At 72.0% G+C, this 17676-nt stretch carries 10 protein-coding genes; 8 read left to right on the top strand and 2 right to left on the bottom strand.

Features of this window, described 5'->3' with window-relative positions:
- Window positions 1-167: 167 nt before the first annotated feature.
- The 8 genes from A176_RS12710 to A176_RS12675 all read left to right on the top strand — a co-directional run bounded on the left by A176_RS12710 (window position 168) and on the right by A176_RS12675 (window position 16698).
- Window positions 168-8444, top strand: coding sequence for an Ig-like domain-containing protein (locus A176_RS12710; RefSeq protein WP_082282730.1), 8277 nt, complete (start codon window positions 168-170; stop codon window positions 8442-8444).
- Window positions 8445-8566: 122 nt separating this feature from the next.
- A complete protein-coding gene (locus A176_RS12705; RefSeq protein WP_002638559.1) occupies window positions 8567-10378 on the top strand; it encodes an OmpA family protein in 1812 nt (603 codons plus the stop codon).
- Complete coding sequence (locus A176_RS12700; RefSeq protein WP_002638560.1) at window positions 10378-11544, top strand: FecR family protein; 1167 nt, start codon at window positions 10378-10380, stop codon at window positions 11542-11544. The genes A176_RS12705 and A176_RS12700 overlap by 1 nt, the downstream gene beginning before the upstream one ends.
- Before the next feature lie 72 nt (window positions 11545-11616).
- Complete coding sequence (locus tag A176_RS12695; protein ID WP_044889104.1) at window positions 11617-13074, top strand: CHASE2 domain-containing protein; 1458 nt, start codon at window positions 11617-11619, stop codon at window positions 13072-13074.
- 66 nt (window positions 13075-13140) lie between these two features.
- The gene (locus A176_RS12690; RefSeq protein ID WP_002638562.1) at window positions 13141-14925 is read left to right on the top strand and encodes a GGDEF domain-containing response regulator; all 1785 of its coding nucleotides are present in this window, start codon (window positions 13141-13143) and stop codon (window positions 14923-14925) included.
- A gap of 9 nt (window positions 14926-14934) precedes the next feature.
- Window positions 14935-15516 (top strand): aspartyl/asparaginyl beta-hydroxylase domain-containing protein, encoded by a 582-nt coding sequence (locus A176_RS12685; RefSeq protein ID WP_002638563.1) that lies wholly within the window; start codon window positions 14935-14937, stop codon window positions 15514-15516.
- Complete coding sequence (locus A176_RS12680) at window positions 15506-15712, top strand: Nif11 family protein (RefSeq protein WP_002638564.1); 207 nt, start codon at window positions 15506-15508, stop codon at window positions 15710-15712. Before A176_RS12685 ends, A176_RS12680 begins: the two co-directional genes overlap by 11 nt.
- Window positions 15709-16698, top strand: coding sequence for a sulfotransferase family protein (locus A176_RS12675; RefSeq protein ID WP_002638565.1), 990 nt, complete (start codon window positions 15709-15711; stop codon window positions 16696-16698). Before A176_RS12680 ends, A176_RS12675 begins: the two co-directional genes overlap by 4 nt.
- A gap of 12 nt (window positions 16699-16710) precedes the next feature.
- Here A176_RS12675 and A176_RS12670 read toward each other — a convergent pair whose 3' ends face one another.
- On the bottom strand, window positions 16711-17211 hold the full coding sequence (locus A176_RS12670; protein ID WP_044889103.1) for a DUF6232 family protein: 501 nt from the start codon (window positions 17209-17211) through the stop codon (window positions 16711-16713).
- Window positions 17204-17617 carry a DNA-binding transcriptional response regulator gene (locus A176_RS12665; protein ID WP_002638567.1) on the bottom strand — a complete coding sequence of 138 codons (414 nt, stop codon included), beginning with the start codon at window positions 17615-17617 and terminating at the stop codon, window positions 17204-17206. The genes A176_RS12670 and A176_RS12665 overlap by 8 nt, the downstream gene beginning before the upstream one ends.
- Window positions 17618-17676: the final 59 nt, after the last annotated feature.

Here is a 17676-nt window from a genome sequence, read left to right as displayed (position 1 = left end):
CCGCAGTGACTGAGCGAGCCCTCTCCCCCACCGAGCCATCCTCCCGGCGCCAGCCGTCTGGCAGGGATTTCACGCCCCCCCGTGAATCCCTGAGCCCAGACACGGCGTTCCGGGTGGCCTCCGACTCCCCTCGCTCGACCTCTCCTTCCATTCGCCCGGGTACCCCCATGTCCTCGAAATCCTCACACCGCGACAGAAGACAGACGGCGTGTCTTCCCTGGGTGCTCGCCCTGATGATGGCCGTCACGGCGGGCCAGGCGGCGGCGGCCCCGGTGCTGCGCCACACGGCGGACCAGCGCGGCGACCTGCTGATGATTGGCAACACGCTGGCCCACGACTGCGCCAACAACGTTCCGGCGCCCCTGGTCGGCACCGTGGGCCCCTGTGGCTCCAACACGAGCGATGACGCCGTCGACGTGTACTGGACCATCGAAGCCGGTGTGGCCTACGCGAACACGTCGGTGACGGCCACCCAGGCCCGCAGCCGGGCCGCGCTGGTGATTCCGACGGGCGCCATCGTGACGTATGCGCGGCTCTACTGGGCCGCGCACCTGTCCACCACCACGTCCAACCGGACGCCGGACACCACGGCGGAGTTCGGCCGGCCCGGCGTCTTCACCCAGATGCTGACGGCCGACGTGACGCACCAGTATGCGCCGAACGGCCGGTTCATCTACGAAGCGTCCGCGGACGTCACCAGCCTCGTCGCCACCCACGGCTCGGGCGTCTTCGAGGTCAGTGACGTGGACGCCGTGCCCCTCGCCAACCTCAACAGCACGGACCCGTTCAGCGCGTGGGCGCTGGTCGTCTTCTACCGGCACCCGGACTCGCCCATCCGCAACCTGGCCCTGTTCGACGGCCTGGACAACGTGAGCAACGGCAATCCCCAGACGGTGGTGCTGTCGGGCTTCCAGGTGCCGCAGTCGGGCTTCGACGCCAAGCTGGGCGTGCTGGCCTACGAAGGTGACGCCACGCGCACCGGTGACCAGTTCCGCGTCAACGGGGTGGCCCTCTCGGACGGCGCCAACCCGATGAACAACTTCTTCAACAGCAGCCGTTCGGTGCTGGGAACGCCCGCCTCACATGCCAATGACTTGCCCCGGCTGACGGGTGCGCAAGCGAGCATGTCTGGCGTGGACCTGGACATCGTGGACATCACCCAGCGCGTCTCGGGCGGCGACACGTCGATGACGCTGACCGCGACGTCGTCGGGAGACACGTACCTGCTCGGCGCCTTCGCCACGTCCATCGCCACGCTGCGGCCGGACTTCACGAACACGTACAAGACGGCGACCCCGGTGAATCCTCGCGCGGACGGTTCGCTGCGCGGCGGCGACATCATCGAGTACACCATCGTCACCACCAACACGGGGGATGACGTCAGCATCGAGACCGTCCTGCGCGACCCGCTGCCCTCGCAGCTTTCGTATCTGCCGGGCTCGCTGTCGATTGTCTCCGGCCCCAACGCGGGCGCGCTGACGGACGCCGCGGGCGACGACGTCGGTGAGGTCAGCGCCGCGGGCGTCATCACCGTCCGCCTGGGCACCGGCGCGACGGCCACGCTGGGCGGCAGCCTGCAAATCGGCCAGAGCACGTCCATCCGCTTCCGCACGGTGGTGAACGCGGATGCGTCCGGCGTCGTGGCCAACCAGGCCACCATCACCGCCCAGGGCGAGCGCGGCGCGCCCGCCAGCTCCGCGACCAGCTCGCCGTCTCCCTCCACCACCGGTCCGACGACCATCAGCGTGTCGGTGCCGGATGCCCCCGTGGTGACCTCGCCCACGAACGGAACCACCGTGGGGACGAACGCGCCCGCCTTCACGGGCACGGCCGAGCCCGGCAGCACCGTCAGCGTGGTGGTCAACGGCAACGTCGTCTGCACCGCCGCGGCCCACCCGCAGACGGGCGCCTGGTCCTGCACCACCAGCACGCTGCCGGAAGGCACGCACACGGCCACCGTCACGACGAGCGACCCCCAGGGCAACGTCAGCCCGGCCACGCAGGTGACGTTCACCGTCGACACCACCGCGCCGGACACCAGCATCGTCACCGGCCCCACGGGCGCCGTCGCCACGAACAGCGCGACCTTCACCTTCTCCTCCAACGAGAGCCCGGTGACGTATGAGTGCTCGCTGGACGGCGCGGCGTATGCGGCGTGCGCTTCACCGGCGACCTACACGGGCCTGTCCCAGGGCAGCCACACCTTGGCCGTGCGCGCCCGGGACGCGGCGGGCAACGTCGACCCGACGCCGGCCACCCGCGTCTGGACCGTGGACACGGTGGCTCCGGACACCAGCATCGTCACCGGCCCCTCCGGCCTGACGAACTCCGCCAGCGCCACGTTCACCTTCGGCTCCAATGAGAGCAACGTGACGTACCAGTGCGCCCTGGATGGCGGCGCCTTCGCGGCGTGTACGAATCCCTCCACCTTCTCCGGCCTGTCCCAGGGCAGCCACACCCTGCGGGTCCGCGCCGTGGACGCGGCGGGCAACATCGACGCGACGCCCGCCTCGCGCACGTGGACGGTGGACACGGTGGCCCCGGACACCACCCTGGTCAGCGGCCCTTCGGGGACGACGAGCAGCTCCAGCGCCACGTTCACCTTCACCGCCAACGAGAGCCCGGCCACCTACGAGTGCAGCCTGGACGGCGCCGCGTTCACGGCGTGCACGTCGCCCGCGAACCTCAGCAACCTGGCGGACGGCAGCCACACCTTCGCGGTGCGCGCCCGGGACGCCGCGGGCAACGTGGACGCCACGCCCGCCACCCGCACCTGGACCGTCGACACGACGCCCCCGGACACCACCCTGGTCAGCGGCCCTTCGGGCACGGTGAGCACCGCCAACGCGACGTTCGCCTTCACCGCCACGGAGAGCCCGGCGACGTTCGAGTGCTCGCTCGATGGCGCCACGTTCACCGCCTGCACCTCGCCCCAGGCGTACACGGGGCTGGCCGAAGGCAGCCACACCTTCGCGGTGCGTGCCCGGGATGCCGCGGGCAACGTGGACTCCACGCCCGCCACCCGCACCTGGACGGTGGACACGGTGGCTCCGGAGACGTCCTTCGCGAGCACGCCGCCGCTGGTGTCCAACTCGGCGGATGCCACCTTCGACTTCAGCTCCAACGAGAGCAACGTGACGTATGAGTGCCGGCTGGACGGCGCGCCGCTGTTCACCGCCTGCACCGACCCGCAGACCTTCCCCGAGCTGGCGCAGGGCAGCCACACGCTGCAGGTCCGCGCCGTGGATGCCGCGGGCAACGTGGACCCCACGCCCGCCGTCTATACCTGGACCATCGACACCATCGCGCCGGACACCACCCTCTCGGGCGGCCCCACCGGGACGACGGCGGCCACGGACGCGACGTTCAGCTTCACGGCCAATGAGTCGCCGGCCACGTTCGAGTGCTCGCTCGACGGCGCGCCCTTCACGACCTGCACGGCGCCCGTGACGTACACCGGCCTGGCGGACGGCAGCCACACCTTGCGAGTCCGCGCCGTGGACGCGGCGGGCAACATCGACCCGACCCCGGCCTCTCGCACCTGGACGGTGGACACCACCGCGCCGGAGACGTCGTTCACCAGCACGCCGGCCGCCGTGTCCAACTCGGCGTCGGCCACCTTCGGCTTCACGTCCAACGAGAGCCCGGTGACGTACGAGTGCTCGCTGGATGGCGCGACCTTCGCCGCTTGCGCCACCCCGCAGACCTTCACGGGGCTCGCGGACGGCGAGCACACCCTGGCGGTGCGCGCTCGCGACGCCGTGGGCAACGTGGATGCCTCACCCGCGACGTACACGTGGACCATCGACACCACCGCGCCGAACACCAGCATCGTCAGCGGCCCGCCCGCGCTGACGAACAGCGACGGCGCGACGTTCACCTTCAGCGCCTCTGAGTCCGGGGTGACGTATGAGTGCTCGCTGGATGGCGCGACCTACGCCGCCTGCACCAACCCCGTCACCTTCACCGGGCTGGCGGATGGCAGCCACACCTTGACGGTGCGCGCGGTGGACGCCGCGGGCAACGTGGACCCCACGCCCGCTACGCACACCTGGACGGTGGACACCACGCCGCCCAGCACCTCCATCACCACCTCGCCGGCGGCCATCACCAACGCAACGTCCGCCACGTTCGGCTTCGCCAGCGACTCCTCGCCGGTGACGTATGAGTGCTCGCTGGATGGCGCGGCCTTCGCGGCGTGCGCGAACCCGGTGACGTTCTCCAGCCTGGGGCAAGGCAGCCACACCCTGGCGGTTCGCGCCGTGGACGCCGCGGGCAACGTGGACCCCACGCCCGCCACGCACACGTGGACGGTGGACACCGCCGCTCCGGACGCGCCCGTCATCACCGCGCCCGCCAACGGCGTCTCCGTGCCAACGCAGCAGCCGGTCATCTCCGGCACCGCCGAGCCCGGCACCGTCGTGACGGTGACGGTGGACGGCAACGTGCTGGGCAGCGCCCCCGTGGACGCGAACGGTGACTGGACGTTCACCCCGCCCGCCCCGCTGGACCAGGGCTCGCACACCGTCACCGTGACGTCCACGGACGCCGCCGGCAACGTGAGCGACCCGAGCGCCCCCACGACGTTCACTGTCGACACGGTGGCCCCGGATGCGCCCGAAATCACCGCGCCGGGCGACGGCACCACCCTCGCCACCGCGACGCCTGTGTTCGAGGGCACGTCCGAGCCCTACGCCCAGGTGACGGTGACGGTGGATGGTGAAGTCATCGGCACCGTGACGGCGAACGGTGACGGCCTCTGGAGCATCACCGCGCCCGACGCGCTGGACGAAGGTCCGCACACCGTGGAGGCCACCGCCACCGACGCGGCGGGCAACACCAGCGAGGCGACGTCGCACGACTTCGTCATCGACCTGTCCACCCCGGAGACGTACATCGACTCCGGCCCGGCGGCCTTCACGCGCGACACGTCCGCCAGCTTCGTGCTGCGCACGGAGAACGGCGGTGTTGCCTTCGAGTGCAGCCTGGATGGCGGGCCCTTCACGGCCTGCACCAGCCCCGCGGTGTTCAGCGGCCTGACGGAGGGCCCCCACACCCTGGCGGTGCGCGCGGTGAACGCGCTGGGCACCGTCGACCCGTCACCCGCGACCTACGCGTGGACCGTGGACCGGGTGGCGCCCACCGCGCCCAGCGTCGTCTCGCCCGCGAACGGCGACACGGTGGGCACCGCGACGCCCACGCTCACTGGCACGGGTGAACCCCACAGCCAGATCTACGTGGAGGTGGACGGCGTCACGTACGGCCCCATCCTCGTGGATGGCGACGGCGACTGGACCTACACCCTGCCCCAGGCGCTGCCCGAGGGCCCCGTGAGCCTCTCCGTGGTCAGCGTGGACGCGGCGGGCAACACCAGCGAGCCGACGGCCCACGGCTTCATCGTCGACCTGACGCCGCCCGACACGTTCATCGACTCGGGCCCAGCCCTCATCACCCGTGAGACGTCCGCCACCTTCGAGCTGCGCGCCGAGGGCGGCGCCGTGGGCTTCGAGTGCAGTCTGGATGGCGCGTCCTTCACCGCCTGCACCTCGCCGGTGAGCTACACCGGGCTCGCGGATGGCGAACACCTGTTCCTGGTGCGCGCCTTCGACGCGGTGGGCAACGTGGACGCCACGCCCGCGGAGTACACGTGGACCGTGGACACCGTGGAGCCGGACACCGTCATCGTGTCCGGTCCGGCGTCTCCCACCAACGCCACGTCCGCGACCTTCGAGTTCACGTCCAACGAGCCGGGCTCGACGTTCGAGTGCAGCGTGGACGGCACGGCCTACACCACGTGCACCAGTCCCCTCGTTCTCGAGGGCTTCGCCGAGGGCGAGCACACGCTGTGGGTCCGCGCCGTGGATGCCGCGGGCAACGTGGACAGCACGCCGGACAGCTACACCTGGACGGTGGACCTGACGCCTCCGGCGGCCCCGGTCATCGCCTCGCCCAGCCAGGGCGCGGTGCTGAACGACGGCGCGGTGACGATCACCGGCACCACCACCGACGCGGTGTCCGTCATGGTGTCGGTGGGCAACACGACCTACGGCCCCATCCTCGTGGACGGTTCGGGCAACTGGAGCTTCGACGTGCCGGTGACGCTGCCGGATGGCACGTACACCGCCACCGTCACGGCCCAGGACGCCGCGGGCAACACCAGCGCCCCGGCCACCGTCACCTTCACGGTGGACACCACCGCGCCGGACACCGCCATCGACAGTGGCCCGGCGACCCTGACGAACGACACCTCCGCGTCCTTCGTCTTCTCGTCGAACGAGGCCTCGGTGACGTACGAGTGCAGCCTGGACGGCGCGGCCTTCGCGGCGTGCCCGGCCCAGGCCGACTTCGGACCGCTGAGCGACGGCGAGCACACCCTGGCGGTGCGCGCGGTGGACGCCGCCGGCAACGTGGACGCCACGCCCGCCACGCACACGTGGACGGTCGATACCCAGCCGCCCACGGTGGCCATCACCGCTCCCGCCAACGGCGCGGTGCTCGACGTGGCGACGGTGACGTACACGGGCACCGCGGAGCCGGACAGCACGGTGACGGTGGTGGTGGACGGCGTCACGCTTGGCACCGTCGACGCGGACGGCGCAGGCAACTGGACGTTCACGGCGAACGCGCCGCTGGCGGAGGGCTCGCACACCGTCTCCGTCACCGCGACGGACGCGGCTGGCAACACCAGCACCCCGGTGACCCACACCTTCACCATGGACGCCGAGCCGCCCGAGACGCTGTTCACCCAGACGCCGCCCACGCTCAGCGGCGCCAGCACGGCCACCTTCGCGTTCGATTCGGATGAGTCCCCGGTGACGTACGAGTGCAGCCTGGACGGCGCGCCCTTCGCGGCGTGCGACAACCCGACCGAGCTGACGGGCCTGTCCGACGGTGAGCACCGCTTCGAGGTGCGCGCCCGGGACACGGACGGCAACGTGGACCCGACCCCCGCCGCCTTCGAGTGGACGGTGGACACCACGCCGCCGGAGACCACCATCGTCAACGGCCCGCCGCTCACCGAGGCTCCCGCCCAGGCCACGTTCACCTTCGAGTCGAACGAGGCGCCGGTGACGTACGAGTGCAGCCTGGACGGCGCGCCCTTCGCGGCGTGCACGAACCCGGTCACCTTCACCGAACTGGCGCTGGGCTCGCACACGCTGCAGGTGCGCGCGGTGGATCAACTCGGCAACGTGGACCAGACGCCGGCCACGTACACCTGGGTGGTCACCGCCGACGCGGACGGCGACGGCCTGACGGACGCCGAGGAGATTGCCCTGGGCACCGACCCGAACAACCCCGACACGGACGGTGACGGCCTGCCGGACGGCATCGAGGTGCTCGTCGCCGGAACCGACCCGCTCGACGACGACACGGACGACGACGGCATCCTGGACGGCAACGAGGACGCCAACCACAACGGCATCGTCGACGAGGGAGAGACGGACCCGAAGAACTGGGACACCGACGGTGACCTGCTCTCCGACGGTCTGGAGATGGGCCTCACCGCGCCCCAGGGCAGGGACACCGACATGACGCGCTTCGTGGCGGACGCGGACCCGACGACGACGACGGACCCGCTCAACCGCGACACGGACCACGGCAGCGTGTGGGACGGCTATGAGGACCTCAACCGCAACGGCCGCGTGGACCCGGGTGAGAGCAATCCGCTGGTCACCGAGGACGACCTCGACGCCGACCTGGACGGTATCGACGACGAAACGGAGCGCCGGCTGGGCATGAACCCCTACAGCTCGGACAGCGACAACGACGGCGTGCCCGACGGCATCGACGGCATCACCGACACGGATGGTGACGGCCTCATCGACGCGTTGGACCCCGACAGCGACAACGACGGCATCCTGGACGGCACGGAGATGGGCGTGACGTTGGAGACCGCTCCGGCGGACACGGACCGCAGCTCGCCCAACTTCCGTCCGGACGCGGACCCGAGCACCACCACCGACCCGAAGAACCCGGACACGGATGGTGACGGGCTGCTCGACGGCGAGGAGGACGCCAACCACGACGGCCGCGTCGATGCCACGGAGACCGACCCGAACAACCCGGACACGGATGACGACGGGCTCCCGGATGGCGTCGAAGTGAAGGGCGCCAACCCCACCGACCCGCTCAACCCGGACACGGACGGCGATGGCCTGCTCGACGGCGCCGAGGACGCCAACCACAACGGCGTCCGCGACGCCACGGAGACCGACCCGAACAACGCCGACACGGACAATGGCGGCGCCAACGATGGTGATGAAGTCGCCGGCGGCACCAACCCGCTGGACCCCAACGACGACTTCACCATCTCCGGCCACGGCTGCAGCACGGGCGGCGCGAGCACCCTTGCTCCGCTGGCGCTGATGCTGCTCGCCCTGCCGCTGCGGCGTCGGCTCCGGCCGACAGGTGACCGCCGTTCCCGGGGTGTTCCGGTGGACTGAGGCCACCTTCTTCCACCGTCTCGATACCGGCGGATGGATTGGCTCATCGTTTCTTGAGTCGGCCATCCGCCGGTGCCAACCTTCGCGGCTCCTACCGGGGCCCGTCCCAGCCTCGACCTGCCATGCACTTCACCTTCGTTCTCCCAACCGCACCGCGCAGCCTCTTCCGCCGCGTGACACGGCTCGCCGCCGCATTGCTGCTGGTGGCCTCGGCCACCGCCAGCGCGCAGCCCTCGGTATCGCAGGCCATCGACGTGCAGCAGTACAAGCCCGGCCCGGGCGCCTATGACGTGCTCGGCGTGCACAGCGCGCGTATCGCGCCGCACCTGAGCTGGAACCTGGGTGCGTCGCTCAACTACGCGGAGGATCCGCTCAATCTCGTGGACCCCCGAGCGGACCGGTTCCTCTACCGCATCGTGGACAGCCAGCTCACGCTGGACCTGATGGGCGCCATCTCCCTCTTCGACCGGGTGGAGCTGGGTGTGTCGCTGCCCGTCTCCCACACCACCTCCGAGCCCGCGGCCGCCGTCGCGCCGGACCTGGCGAACGGCGTGGGCACCACCGGCGTGGGCGACCTGCGCCTGGTGCCCAAGGTCCGCCTGCTCTCCACCGACAGCGGCATCCACCTCGCGGTGACGGCGCCGTTGACGCTGCCCACCGCGGGCGGCGCGAAGTTCCTCGGCTCGGACACCGTGACGTTCCAGCCGCGCTTCGTGGCGGAGTGGGCCACCACCGCGGTGCGCCTCTTGGCCAACGTGGGCTTCAACTTCCGGCGCGAAGAGCAGTTGCGCAACCTGCGCGTGGGCCATGAGCTGGCGTACGCGTTGGGCGCCGAGGTGCCCCTCACCGAGAAGCTGACCGCCCAGGCCACCCTGGCGGGCGCGCTCGGGTTGAATGAGTCAGGTTCGGCCCAGCGGCCCATGGAGGCCCTGGGCGCGCTGAAGTACCGCTTCATCGACGGGCTGGCCGCCCACGTGGGCGCGGGGCCGGGCCTGTCGCGCGGCTACGGCACGCCGTCCTTCCGCCTGCTCGCGGGCGTGGCCTGGACTCCGTCCGTGTCGAAGGCGGCGCCCGCGGCGCTGCCGCCCCCCTGCGACCTGGGGCCGGAGGACTACGACGGCTTCCAGGACGACGACAACTGCCTGGACCCGGACGACGACAACGACGGCATCCCCGACGTCGTCGATGTGTGCCCGACCGAGCCGGAGACCTACAACGGCTTCCAGGACGAGGACGGCTGCCCGGATGACCCGACCGCCCACCAGCCGCCGACGCAGGAGGGCACGCCCGCCGCGCCCCCGCCGGCCCTGTCGCTGCCCCCCGCCCCGGTCGACAGCGACGGCGACGGCATCATCGACTCCGAGGACGCCTGCCCCAACGAGCCCGAGGATTTTGACGGCTTCGAGGACGAGGACGGCTGCCCCGACCCCGACAACGACCAGGACGGCATCCCGGACGCGGTGGACAAGTGCCCCCTGGAAGCGGAGACCATCAACGGCTTCCAGGACGACGACGGCTGCCCGGACAAGGGCAAGTCCCAGGTGCGCGTGGAGGGCGCGCGCATCGTCATCCTGGACAAGGTGTACTTCGCCACCGGCAGGGATCGGATTCTCCCCCGCTCGTTCAGCCTGCTGCGGCAGGTCGCCTCCACCCTCAAGGCGAACCCGCGGATCCTCCAGGTGCGTGTCGAGGGACACACGGATGACCAGGGCAACGACGCGAAGAACCTGGACCTGTCCCAGCGCCGGGCGAAGAATGTGGTCGCCTTCCTGGTGAAGGAGGGCATCGCCGCGGAGCGCCTGGAGGCGGTGGGCTACGGTGAGGCCAAGCCGGTGGACACCAACAAGACGGCCAAGGGGCGCGAGAACAACCGGCGCGTCGAATTCAATATCGTGAAGGTCTCCCAGCCTTCGACGGAAGGAGGCACGCACTGATGCGGACAGCCCCTTGGATGATGGCGGTGCTCCTGGCGGGTGCACCCGCGCTCGCCGCACCGGCACCCGCGCCGTGTGGCGGGCTGCGCTTCGAAAGTGGACGGATGGTGTTTGGCCGGACGCTGGCCCCACAGGGCCCGGAGACGGAGGCGTGCCTCAAACATGTCGCGGAGGCCGTGCTGGCGCGTCCCGCCATCCGCTCGGTGACGGTGGCGGCGAAGCTCCCCGACGCGGACCGGCTGGACGGCCGGGGACTGGCCACGGCGAAGCGCGCGGCGGAGGTCCTGGTGGCCGCGGGCGTGCCACGCACCCGCGTGTCGGCCGTGGCCCCCGCCTCGGTGGAGGGTGAGCCGTCACAGCTCCAGCTCGCGTACGTGGAACGCCCGGCGCAGCCCGCGGTGGCCCGGGTGCGCGCGGCCAGCGGCGCGGTCGACGCGGGCGCCACGGAGGCGCAGCTCAGCCCCAGGGCGGCGGGCGACTCGCTCTATCCCGGGGAGCTGCTGCGCACCGGCGCGAACGCCCAGGCCGAGCTGGCCCTGGCGGACGGCAGCGTGGTGCGCGTGGTGCCGGACAGCCTCATCAAGGTCGGCACCATCGAGCTGACGGCCAACCTCCAGCGCAAGGTGCAGTTGGACCTGCTGCGGGGCACCGTCGAGACGGACGCGGCGCCCGGTGGCATGGGCTCCATCTTCGAGGTCCGCACCCGCGGCGCGGTGGCAGGCGTGCGAGGGACGCGCTTCCGCGTGTCCACCCAGGACGACGGCACCAGCCGACTGGAGACGCTCGAAGGCAAGGTGGCGTTGAACGCGGCGCAAGCGGAGGTCGAAGTCGCGGGCGGCCAGGGCTCCCGCGCGAAGCTGGGCTCACCGCCCGAGCCTCCGCGTCCGCTGCTCGCGGCGCCCACGCTGGTGGGGCCTCGCGGCGGTTCGTTCCAGGCCGTGCCGAAGGTCACCTGGCGGCCGCTCGAAGGCGCGTCGACGTACCGGGTCCAACTGGCGCGCACGGCGGACTTCATCACGGACGTGCAGACGTATGACACGTCTGGCGCCGAGCTGGCGGTCCCCGGACCTCGTCAGGGCAAGTGGTTCTGGCGGGTGGTGGCCGTGGACGCCGATGGCTTCGTGGGTTTCCCCTCGAAGATCTACACCTTCGACGTCCAGCCCTGAGACTGCTGCATTGCGCGGGCCCATCCGGGCACGCATGATGGCCGGGCCCCGCGTCCCAGCGGGACCCCGCCCATGGACTCCCACCCCGCCGAGCCCAGCCGACGCGACCCCCGCCGTCTGCCCTCACCCGCCTTGTCGCGGTGGCAGGGCGCGTGCGTGGGCATCGCGCTGGCGGTGGTGACGGCGGTCCAGGGCGGCGCGCCGGGCTTCCTCGAGCGCTCACTCTACGACCAGGCGGTGAGTCGGCTGCTCCCCGCCGTGCCTCCCAGCGAGGACCTGGTGCTGGTGGAGGTGGATGACCGCGCGCTCGCGTCCCTGGGCGAGCGGTGGCCGCTGTCTCGCGCGACGTGGGCCAGCGTGTTCCATGCACTCGCCGCGCAGCGTCCGGCCGCCGTGGCGGTGGACGTCGTCTTCGACCAGCCCGGTCCGCGCGACGCGCTGGAGCTGGGCGAGGACATCCTGACGGCGCTCCAACGTTCGGGGTTGATGGAGCAACCCGCGGGCGCGGCGCTGGCGGAGGACCTGGAGGCGCGGCTGCGGACCCGGGACGGCGACGCCCGGCTCGCGGAGGCCCTCTCGGAGGGACACGGAATCATCCTGGGCGCCGCCGCCCTCACCCACGATGTCCCGGTGATGCAGCCGCTGGAGGATGGCGCGCTCGGCACGCCCCTGGCCCTGCCAGCCCAGGCGCTGCGGCTCCAGGCGCAGGAGGTGGCGGGCAGCATCGCTCCGCTGCGAATGGCGGCGCGGGGCAGCGGCACGCTGAACATGCTCGTGGACGGCGACGGCGTCATCCGCCGCTATCCCTACGCGGTGGGCGTGAAGGGCCAGTCCTGGCCTTCCCTGGCGCTGGCCACCGCGCTGCACCTGTCGCCCGAACGGGCCGAGCCCCTGCGCGCGTTCGCCGCCGTGGACCACGGCGCGCCGTTGATGCGCCTCCCCGCCCCCAACTGGCTGCCCCGGCTGAGCCTGGCGGACGTGCTGCACTCGGACCCTCGCTCGGTGGGACTGGACCTGGCGCTGCGGGACAAGACGGTCTTCGTGGGCGTCACCGCGACGGGGCTGCACGGACAAAGCACGCTCCCCGGTCAGGTGGCGGTGCCCGGCGTGGAGATTCACGCCTTCGCCTTGGACAACCTGCGCTCGGGGCGGCTGATGCGCTCGTCGGGCTGGGTCGCGCTGCTGGGCGTGCTGGAGACCGCGGCGGTGCTCCTCGGCTTCGTGCTGCTCTGCCGGCGGGCGCGCACGCTGGGCGCCGTGCTCCGGAGCGCGCTGGCCCTGACGGCGGTGCACACCGCGCTGGTGGCGTGGCTGGCGGCGGACCCGGGCTGGCTCATCCCGCTGGTCCCCGCCTGGGTGGGGCTGGCGTGGGTACTGCTGGTGGACGCGGCCTCGCGCGCCGAGGAGCTGGGGCGGCAGCGCGGGGCCCTGCGCCGGCTCTTCATCCGCTACCCCCAGGCCTCGGTGGAGCCCGCCCCCGCGTCGCGAGAGGCCCCTCCCGCTCGCACCGACGCGATGCGCCAGGACTAGCCGAACATCGCCTCCACGCGAAGCCTTGAGCCCACGGACAACCGTGGCAGCATCCCAGCCTCCTCCATGGTCCGCTACGCCCTCATCGCCGAGCCCGATCCCCAGCGAGCCGCAGGTCTGTTGTCCCTCGTCGTCGAGGAAGGGCTCGAGGGCGTCGTCGCCCGGGATGGCGCCGAGGCCGAGGAGACGATGCGCCAGCGCGGCGCGCCCCTGCTGCTCGTCACGGACCTGGCGCTGCCCCGCGTGGATGGCTTCGCGCTGCTGACGTGGCTCCGCGAACAGAAGGACGCCGCGGACACGCAGGTGGTGGTGGTGACGGCCTTCGACGAGCTGCGCGTGCGTGCGTGGCAGCTCAAGGACACGCTGGGCATTCACGCGCTGCTCAGCCGCCGGGCCTCGGCGGAGTTGATGCGGGACACGCTGCGGCGGGTCCTCGGCGGACAGCTCGCGTCCCAGCCGCTCCTGGAAGAGCCCACCGCCGAACAGGAACGGCAGCGGCTGGCGAGCATCGCCGCCATGCGGCTGGTGGACGACGGGCCGCCCGAGGCCGAGCTCCAGCAGCTCGTCACGGAGGTGGCGCAGGCGTTCGGCGTCCCCGTGGCCCTGCTGACGCTGGTGCTGGGCGAGCGGCAGTGGTTCAAGGCCCACGTGGGCCTGCCGCCTTCGCTCGCGAAGGACCGGGGCACACCGCGCGACTGGGCCTTCTGCCACCACGTGGTGCAGGGCCGCGAGCCCCTGGTGGTGCCCGATGCCCGGCGCCACCCCTACTTCCGGGACAACCCGCTGGTCCGCGACGGCATCGTGGGGAGCTACGCGGGCGCGCCCCTCCAGACCTCCACGGGCGAGGTGCTGGGCTCGCTGTGCGTCATCGACACGCGTCCGCTCGTGCTCGGCGCGGAGGACCTGGCCGCCCTGCGGGAGCTCGCCCACCGCGTGGCCGAGGACCTGGAGCAACGGGGCCGGGCGAAGCTGGCCGCCGCGAAGGCCCAGGCCGAGCCCGGCCTCTCCGAAGCCACGGCCCTGTCGCTGCTGCGCGAAGCGGTGCAGGCCCTGGACGTGCCCGCCCTGCTGGTGGCGCCCGGACGGAGGCCCCACGCGAGCAACGCCGCGTTGACGGAGCTGCTGGGACTTCCCGCCACGCCGTTCCCGGGCATGACGTTCGAGGCCTTCTGCCAACACGTGGCGGGCCTCACCGCCGACCCGGCGGGCACGCTGCGGCAGCTCGACCTGGCCGCGGAGTCCTCCCGGGGTCTCCGTTTGTCACTCGCGCTGGAGCGGCCCCAGCCCCGGCGGCTGCGCTGGGTGGCCAGGCCCTTCCCCATCCCCGGCGGCGTGGCGCAGATGCTGACGCTCTCCGACCTGGGCAACGCCCGCACCTCGCGCGAGGAGCGAGAGCGCCAGGTCCGGGTGGACGCGCTGACGGGCCTGGACACGCGGCGCGAGGGCGAGGAGCGCGTGCTGCGTGAGATTGGCCGATGCCGCCGCAGCGGTGTGCCCTTCAGCGTGCTGCTGGCCGACCTCGCCGGACTGAGCCGCATCAACGCGGCGCAGGGCTTCGACGCGGGTGACGCCGCGCTGCGCGACGGCGCGCGCATCCTGGAGGCCTTGGGGGCACCCTCGGGCTTCGCGGTGCGGTGGGAAGGCGGCGCATTCCTGCTGGCGCTCCCCGGCGTGGATGCCGCGCAGGCGGAGACGCTTCGTCAACGGCTCCACGACACCGCCGGAAGCCCCCCACTGGTGACGGCCGCCGTCACGGTCGAGGGTGAGGAAGATCCCCAGGGCACCCTGGCCCGCGCGCAAGCGGCGCTCGTCCGCGCGAAGACGGAGCAGCGGCCGCCGCACCTGACCTGAGAGCCTCGCATGCCAACCGCCGTGCCCGACCGCCTCCGTCTGCCCTTCCACTTCGACGCGGCCCCGCTCCAGCACGAGCTCGCGAGCCTCCCCGCCGAGGCGTGGGTGCCCCACTTCAACAAGCGCGAGTACGAAGGCGAATGGAGCGGCGTGCCCCTCCGCTCCGTCGGCGGCAGGGACGGACACATCTACCCGGACCCCACCGGCCGGGAGCGTTACGCCGACACGCCGCTGCTGTCGCGCTGTCCCGCGTTCCGCGCCGTGCTGGCCACGTTCCAGTGCCCCATTGGCGCGGCGCGGCTGCTGAAGCTCGCGGCGGGCGCGCACATCCGGGAGCACACCGACTACAACCTGGGCTACGCGGACGGCGAGGTGCGGCTCCATGTCCCCGTCACCACGCACCCCGACGTGGCCTTCTTCCTGGCGGGTGAGCGCGTGGTGCTCCAGCCGGGCGAGTGCTGGTACCTGGACTTCAACCACCCGCACCGCGTGGACAACCCCAGCGACACCGACCGCGTCCACCTGGTGCTGGACTGCGCGTTGAACGACTGGCTGCGCGACGTCTTCGCCGGAGCCATTCATGGAGCGTGAGGCCTTCGAGCGCTTCCGTCAGCGCGTCCTCGAGGACACGGCGCTTCAAAAAGCCCTGCGCGACACACCGGACACCGCCACGTTCCTCGCCCGGGCCGTGGCGTTGGGCGCTGCGCAGGGCTGTCACTTCACCGCCGAGGACGTCCAGGAGGCCCTGCGCGAGGCCCGCCGGGCGTGGCGGGAGCGCTGGATATGACCACGCTCGAAGGCTGGGTGCCCGCGCGCATCCATGAGGACGCAGGCCGGCTGCGCGTGGACTGGTGCCACCTGGGCGACCAGCGCTTCACCGACCCGTTCTTCGATGAGACGTTGGAGCGGCGCCTGCGCCACCCGTTCGCCATGCTCTTCCGGCACCAGACGTCCATGGAGGACCTGGTGGCGCGGCAGGCCCGGCGGCCGGGGCTGCCCGTGCGGGGGCTGGTGTTCCACATGTCCCGCTGCGGCTCCACGCTGGTGGCGCAGCTCCTGGCCGCGCTGCCCCGGAACATCGTCCTCTCCGAGGCGGGTCCCGTGGACACGGTGCTGCGGGCGCATCAACGGCTGCCCGGTCTCACCGACGCGCAGCGCGTCGAATGGCTTCGCGCGGTGGTGAGCGCGTTGGGCCAGCAGCGCCATCCGGACGAACGCGCGGTGTTCCTCAAGCTGGACGCGTGGCACGTGCTGGAGCTTCCGCTCCTCCAGCGCGCCTTTCCCGGCGTGCCGTGGATGTTCCTCTACCGAGACCCGGTGGAGGTCATGGCCTCACACCAGAACCACCGGGGCGCGCACATGTTGCCGGGGCTGTTGCCGCCGGAGCACCTGGGCCTGGCGTCCGGACAGTTGGAGGGCATGCCCCTGGACGAGTACGGCGCGCGCGTGCTGGCGGCCTACTGCGAGGCCGGGCGGCGGGGCTACCAGGCGCGTCAGGCTCCGGCGCGGCTGGTGGACCACCGGCAGCTCCAGCGGGAAGCCATGCCGCTGCTCACGGAGCTGTTCGGCGTGGCGCTGACAGGCGACGACGACGCGCGCCTGCGCGACGTGCTGGAGCGCAACGCGAAGAACCCGGTGCTGCCCTTCGAGGACGACACCCAGGAGAAGGCCCGGCGGGTCTCGCCGCTCGCGCGTGAGCTGGCGGAGCGCTGGTGCCGCCCCGTCCATGACGCGCTCGAAGCGGAGCGGCTGAAGGGCCACGCCCCGCCCTGACGCAACGAGGCCTCAGCGACGCAGCCGCGCCGCGACGGCCTCCTGGATGAGGCCCGCCAGCCGGATGGAGCCCTGCGCGTCCTTGCTGGTGTGCACGCGCCACGCGCCCGCGCGGGTGTGGAGCATCAGCCGGTAGGACTCCTCGGCGAGCACGAGCCGGGCGATGCACCCGAAGATGACCAGGACGACGGCAATCAGCGCGGCCTCGTAGACGCCCCGGGACGCGCTGGCCGAGACGGACAGCGCGGACAGGGCGGGCAACCCCACGCTCATGGACAGGCCCAGCGTGGCAATCACAGGCACCATGCGCGGCGTGCGCCGCACGGACTCCACGCGCTGGATGTCCGCGAGCAGCAGCGTCTTGCCCCGGGCCACCACCCGCTCGGTCGTCACCAGCATGCCCGCCTCTTGGAACAGCGGTGCTTCGGAGGGCGCGGGCGGCGCCACGGCCGGCCGTTCCGAAAACGCGGGAGAACCAGGCAGCGACGCGGGAACGGCGAGTGGCTCAATCATGGGTGGACCCAGGAGACGGCGGCACGGCCCCGCCGGGAGAAATGAACGCCAGACTCGGCTGCACGGGGACGTGCGCCATCAACACCCTGCGAAGCTCGTCGAGCGGGCTGCCCATCGCGAAACAGTCGCGGGCGCCCAGCCGCAGGGCGAGTCCCACCAGCCGCTCATCCGCGAAGGGCACCAGCACGATGACGGGCCCCTGCGCGGAGAGCTCCCGGGCGAGCTTGAGCTGACACGGGAGGCTCTCACCCCGCTCGACGTGAACGAGCACGAGGTCCGGCCGGTCCGCCGCGGCCGCGCTCGACTCCAGCGCGATGCCCAGCTCGGCCAGCACGTCCTCGAGGAGCGAGCCGAGTGACGCATCTCCTCCGAGCAGGAGGGCACGGGCAGTGGACGAAGACTTCACGTTGGAACATCAAGCAACACCCATGCCCGCCCGCTCCGCCCCGGGGGACACGCCCGCAC

The organism is Myxococcus hansupus, assembly GCF_000280925.3.
Classification (GTDB): Bacteria; Myxococcota; Myxococcia; order Myxococcales; family Myxococcaceae; genus Myxococcus; species Myxococcus hansupus.
The sequence above is the reverse complement of the archived record's forward strand: the minus strand, read 5'-3'. Positions and strand labels throughout refer to the sequence as shown.

Excerpts from the sequence above, each read along its gene's own strand:
- A176_RS12710 (WP_082282730.1), top strand. The coding sequence starts at position 168 with ATGTCCTCGAAATCCTCACACCGCGACAGAAGACAGACGGCGTGTCTT.
- A176_RS12705 (WP_002638559.1), top strand. The coding sequence starts at position 8,567 with ATGCACTTCACCTTCGTTCTCCCAACCGCACCGCGCAGCCTCTTCCGC.
- A176_RS12700 (WP_002638560.1), top strand. The coding sequence starts at position 10,378 with ATGCGGACAGCCCCTTGGATGATGGCGGTGCTCCTGGCGGGTGCACCC.
- A176_RS12695 (WP_044889104.1), top strand. The coding sequence starts at position 11,617 with ATGGACTCCCACCCCGCCGAGCCCAGCCGACGCGACCCCCGCCGTCTG.
- A176_RS12690 (WP_002638562.1), top strand. The coding sequence starts at position 13,141 with ATGGTCCGCTACGCCCTCATCGCCGAGCCCGATCCCCAGCGAGCCGCA.
- A176_RS12685 (WP_002638563.1), top strand. The coding sequence starts at position 14,935 with ATGCCAACCGCCGTGCCCGACCGCCTCCGTCTGCCCTTCCACTTCGAC.
- A176_RS12680 (WP_002638564.1), top strand. The coding sequence starts at position 15,506 with ATGGAGCGTGAGGCCTTCGAGCGCTTCCGTCAGCGCGTCCTCGAGGAC.
- A176_RS12675 (WP_002638565.1), top strand. The coding sequence starts at position 15,709 with ATGACCACGCTCGAAGGCTGGGTGCCCGCGCGCATCCATGAGGACGCA.
- A176_RS12670 (WP_044889103.1), bottom strand. The coding sequence starts at position 17,211 with ATGATTGAGCCACTCGCCGTTCCCGCGTCGCTGCCTGGTTCTCCCGCG.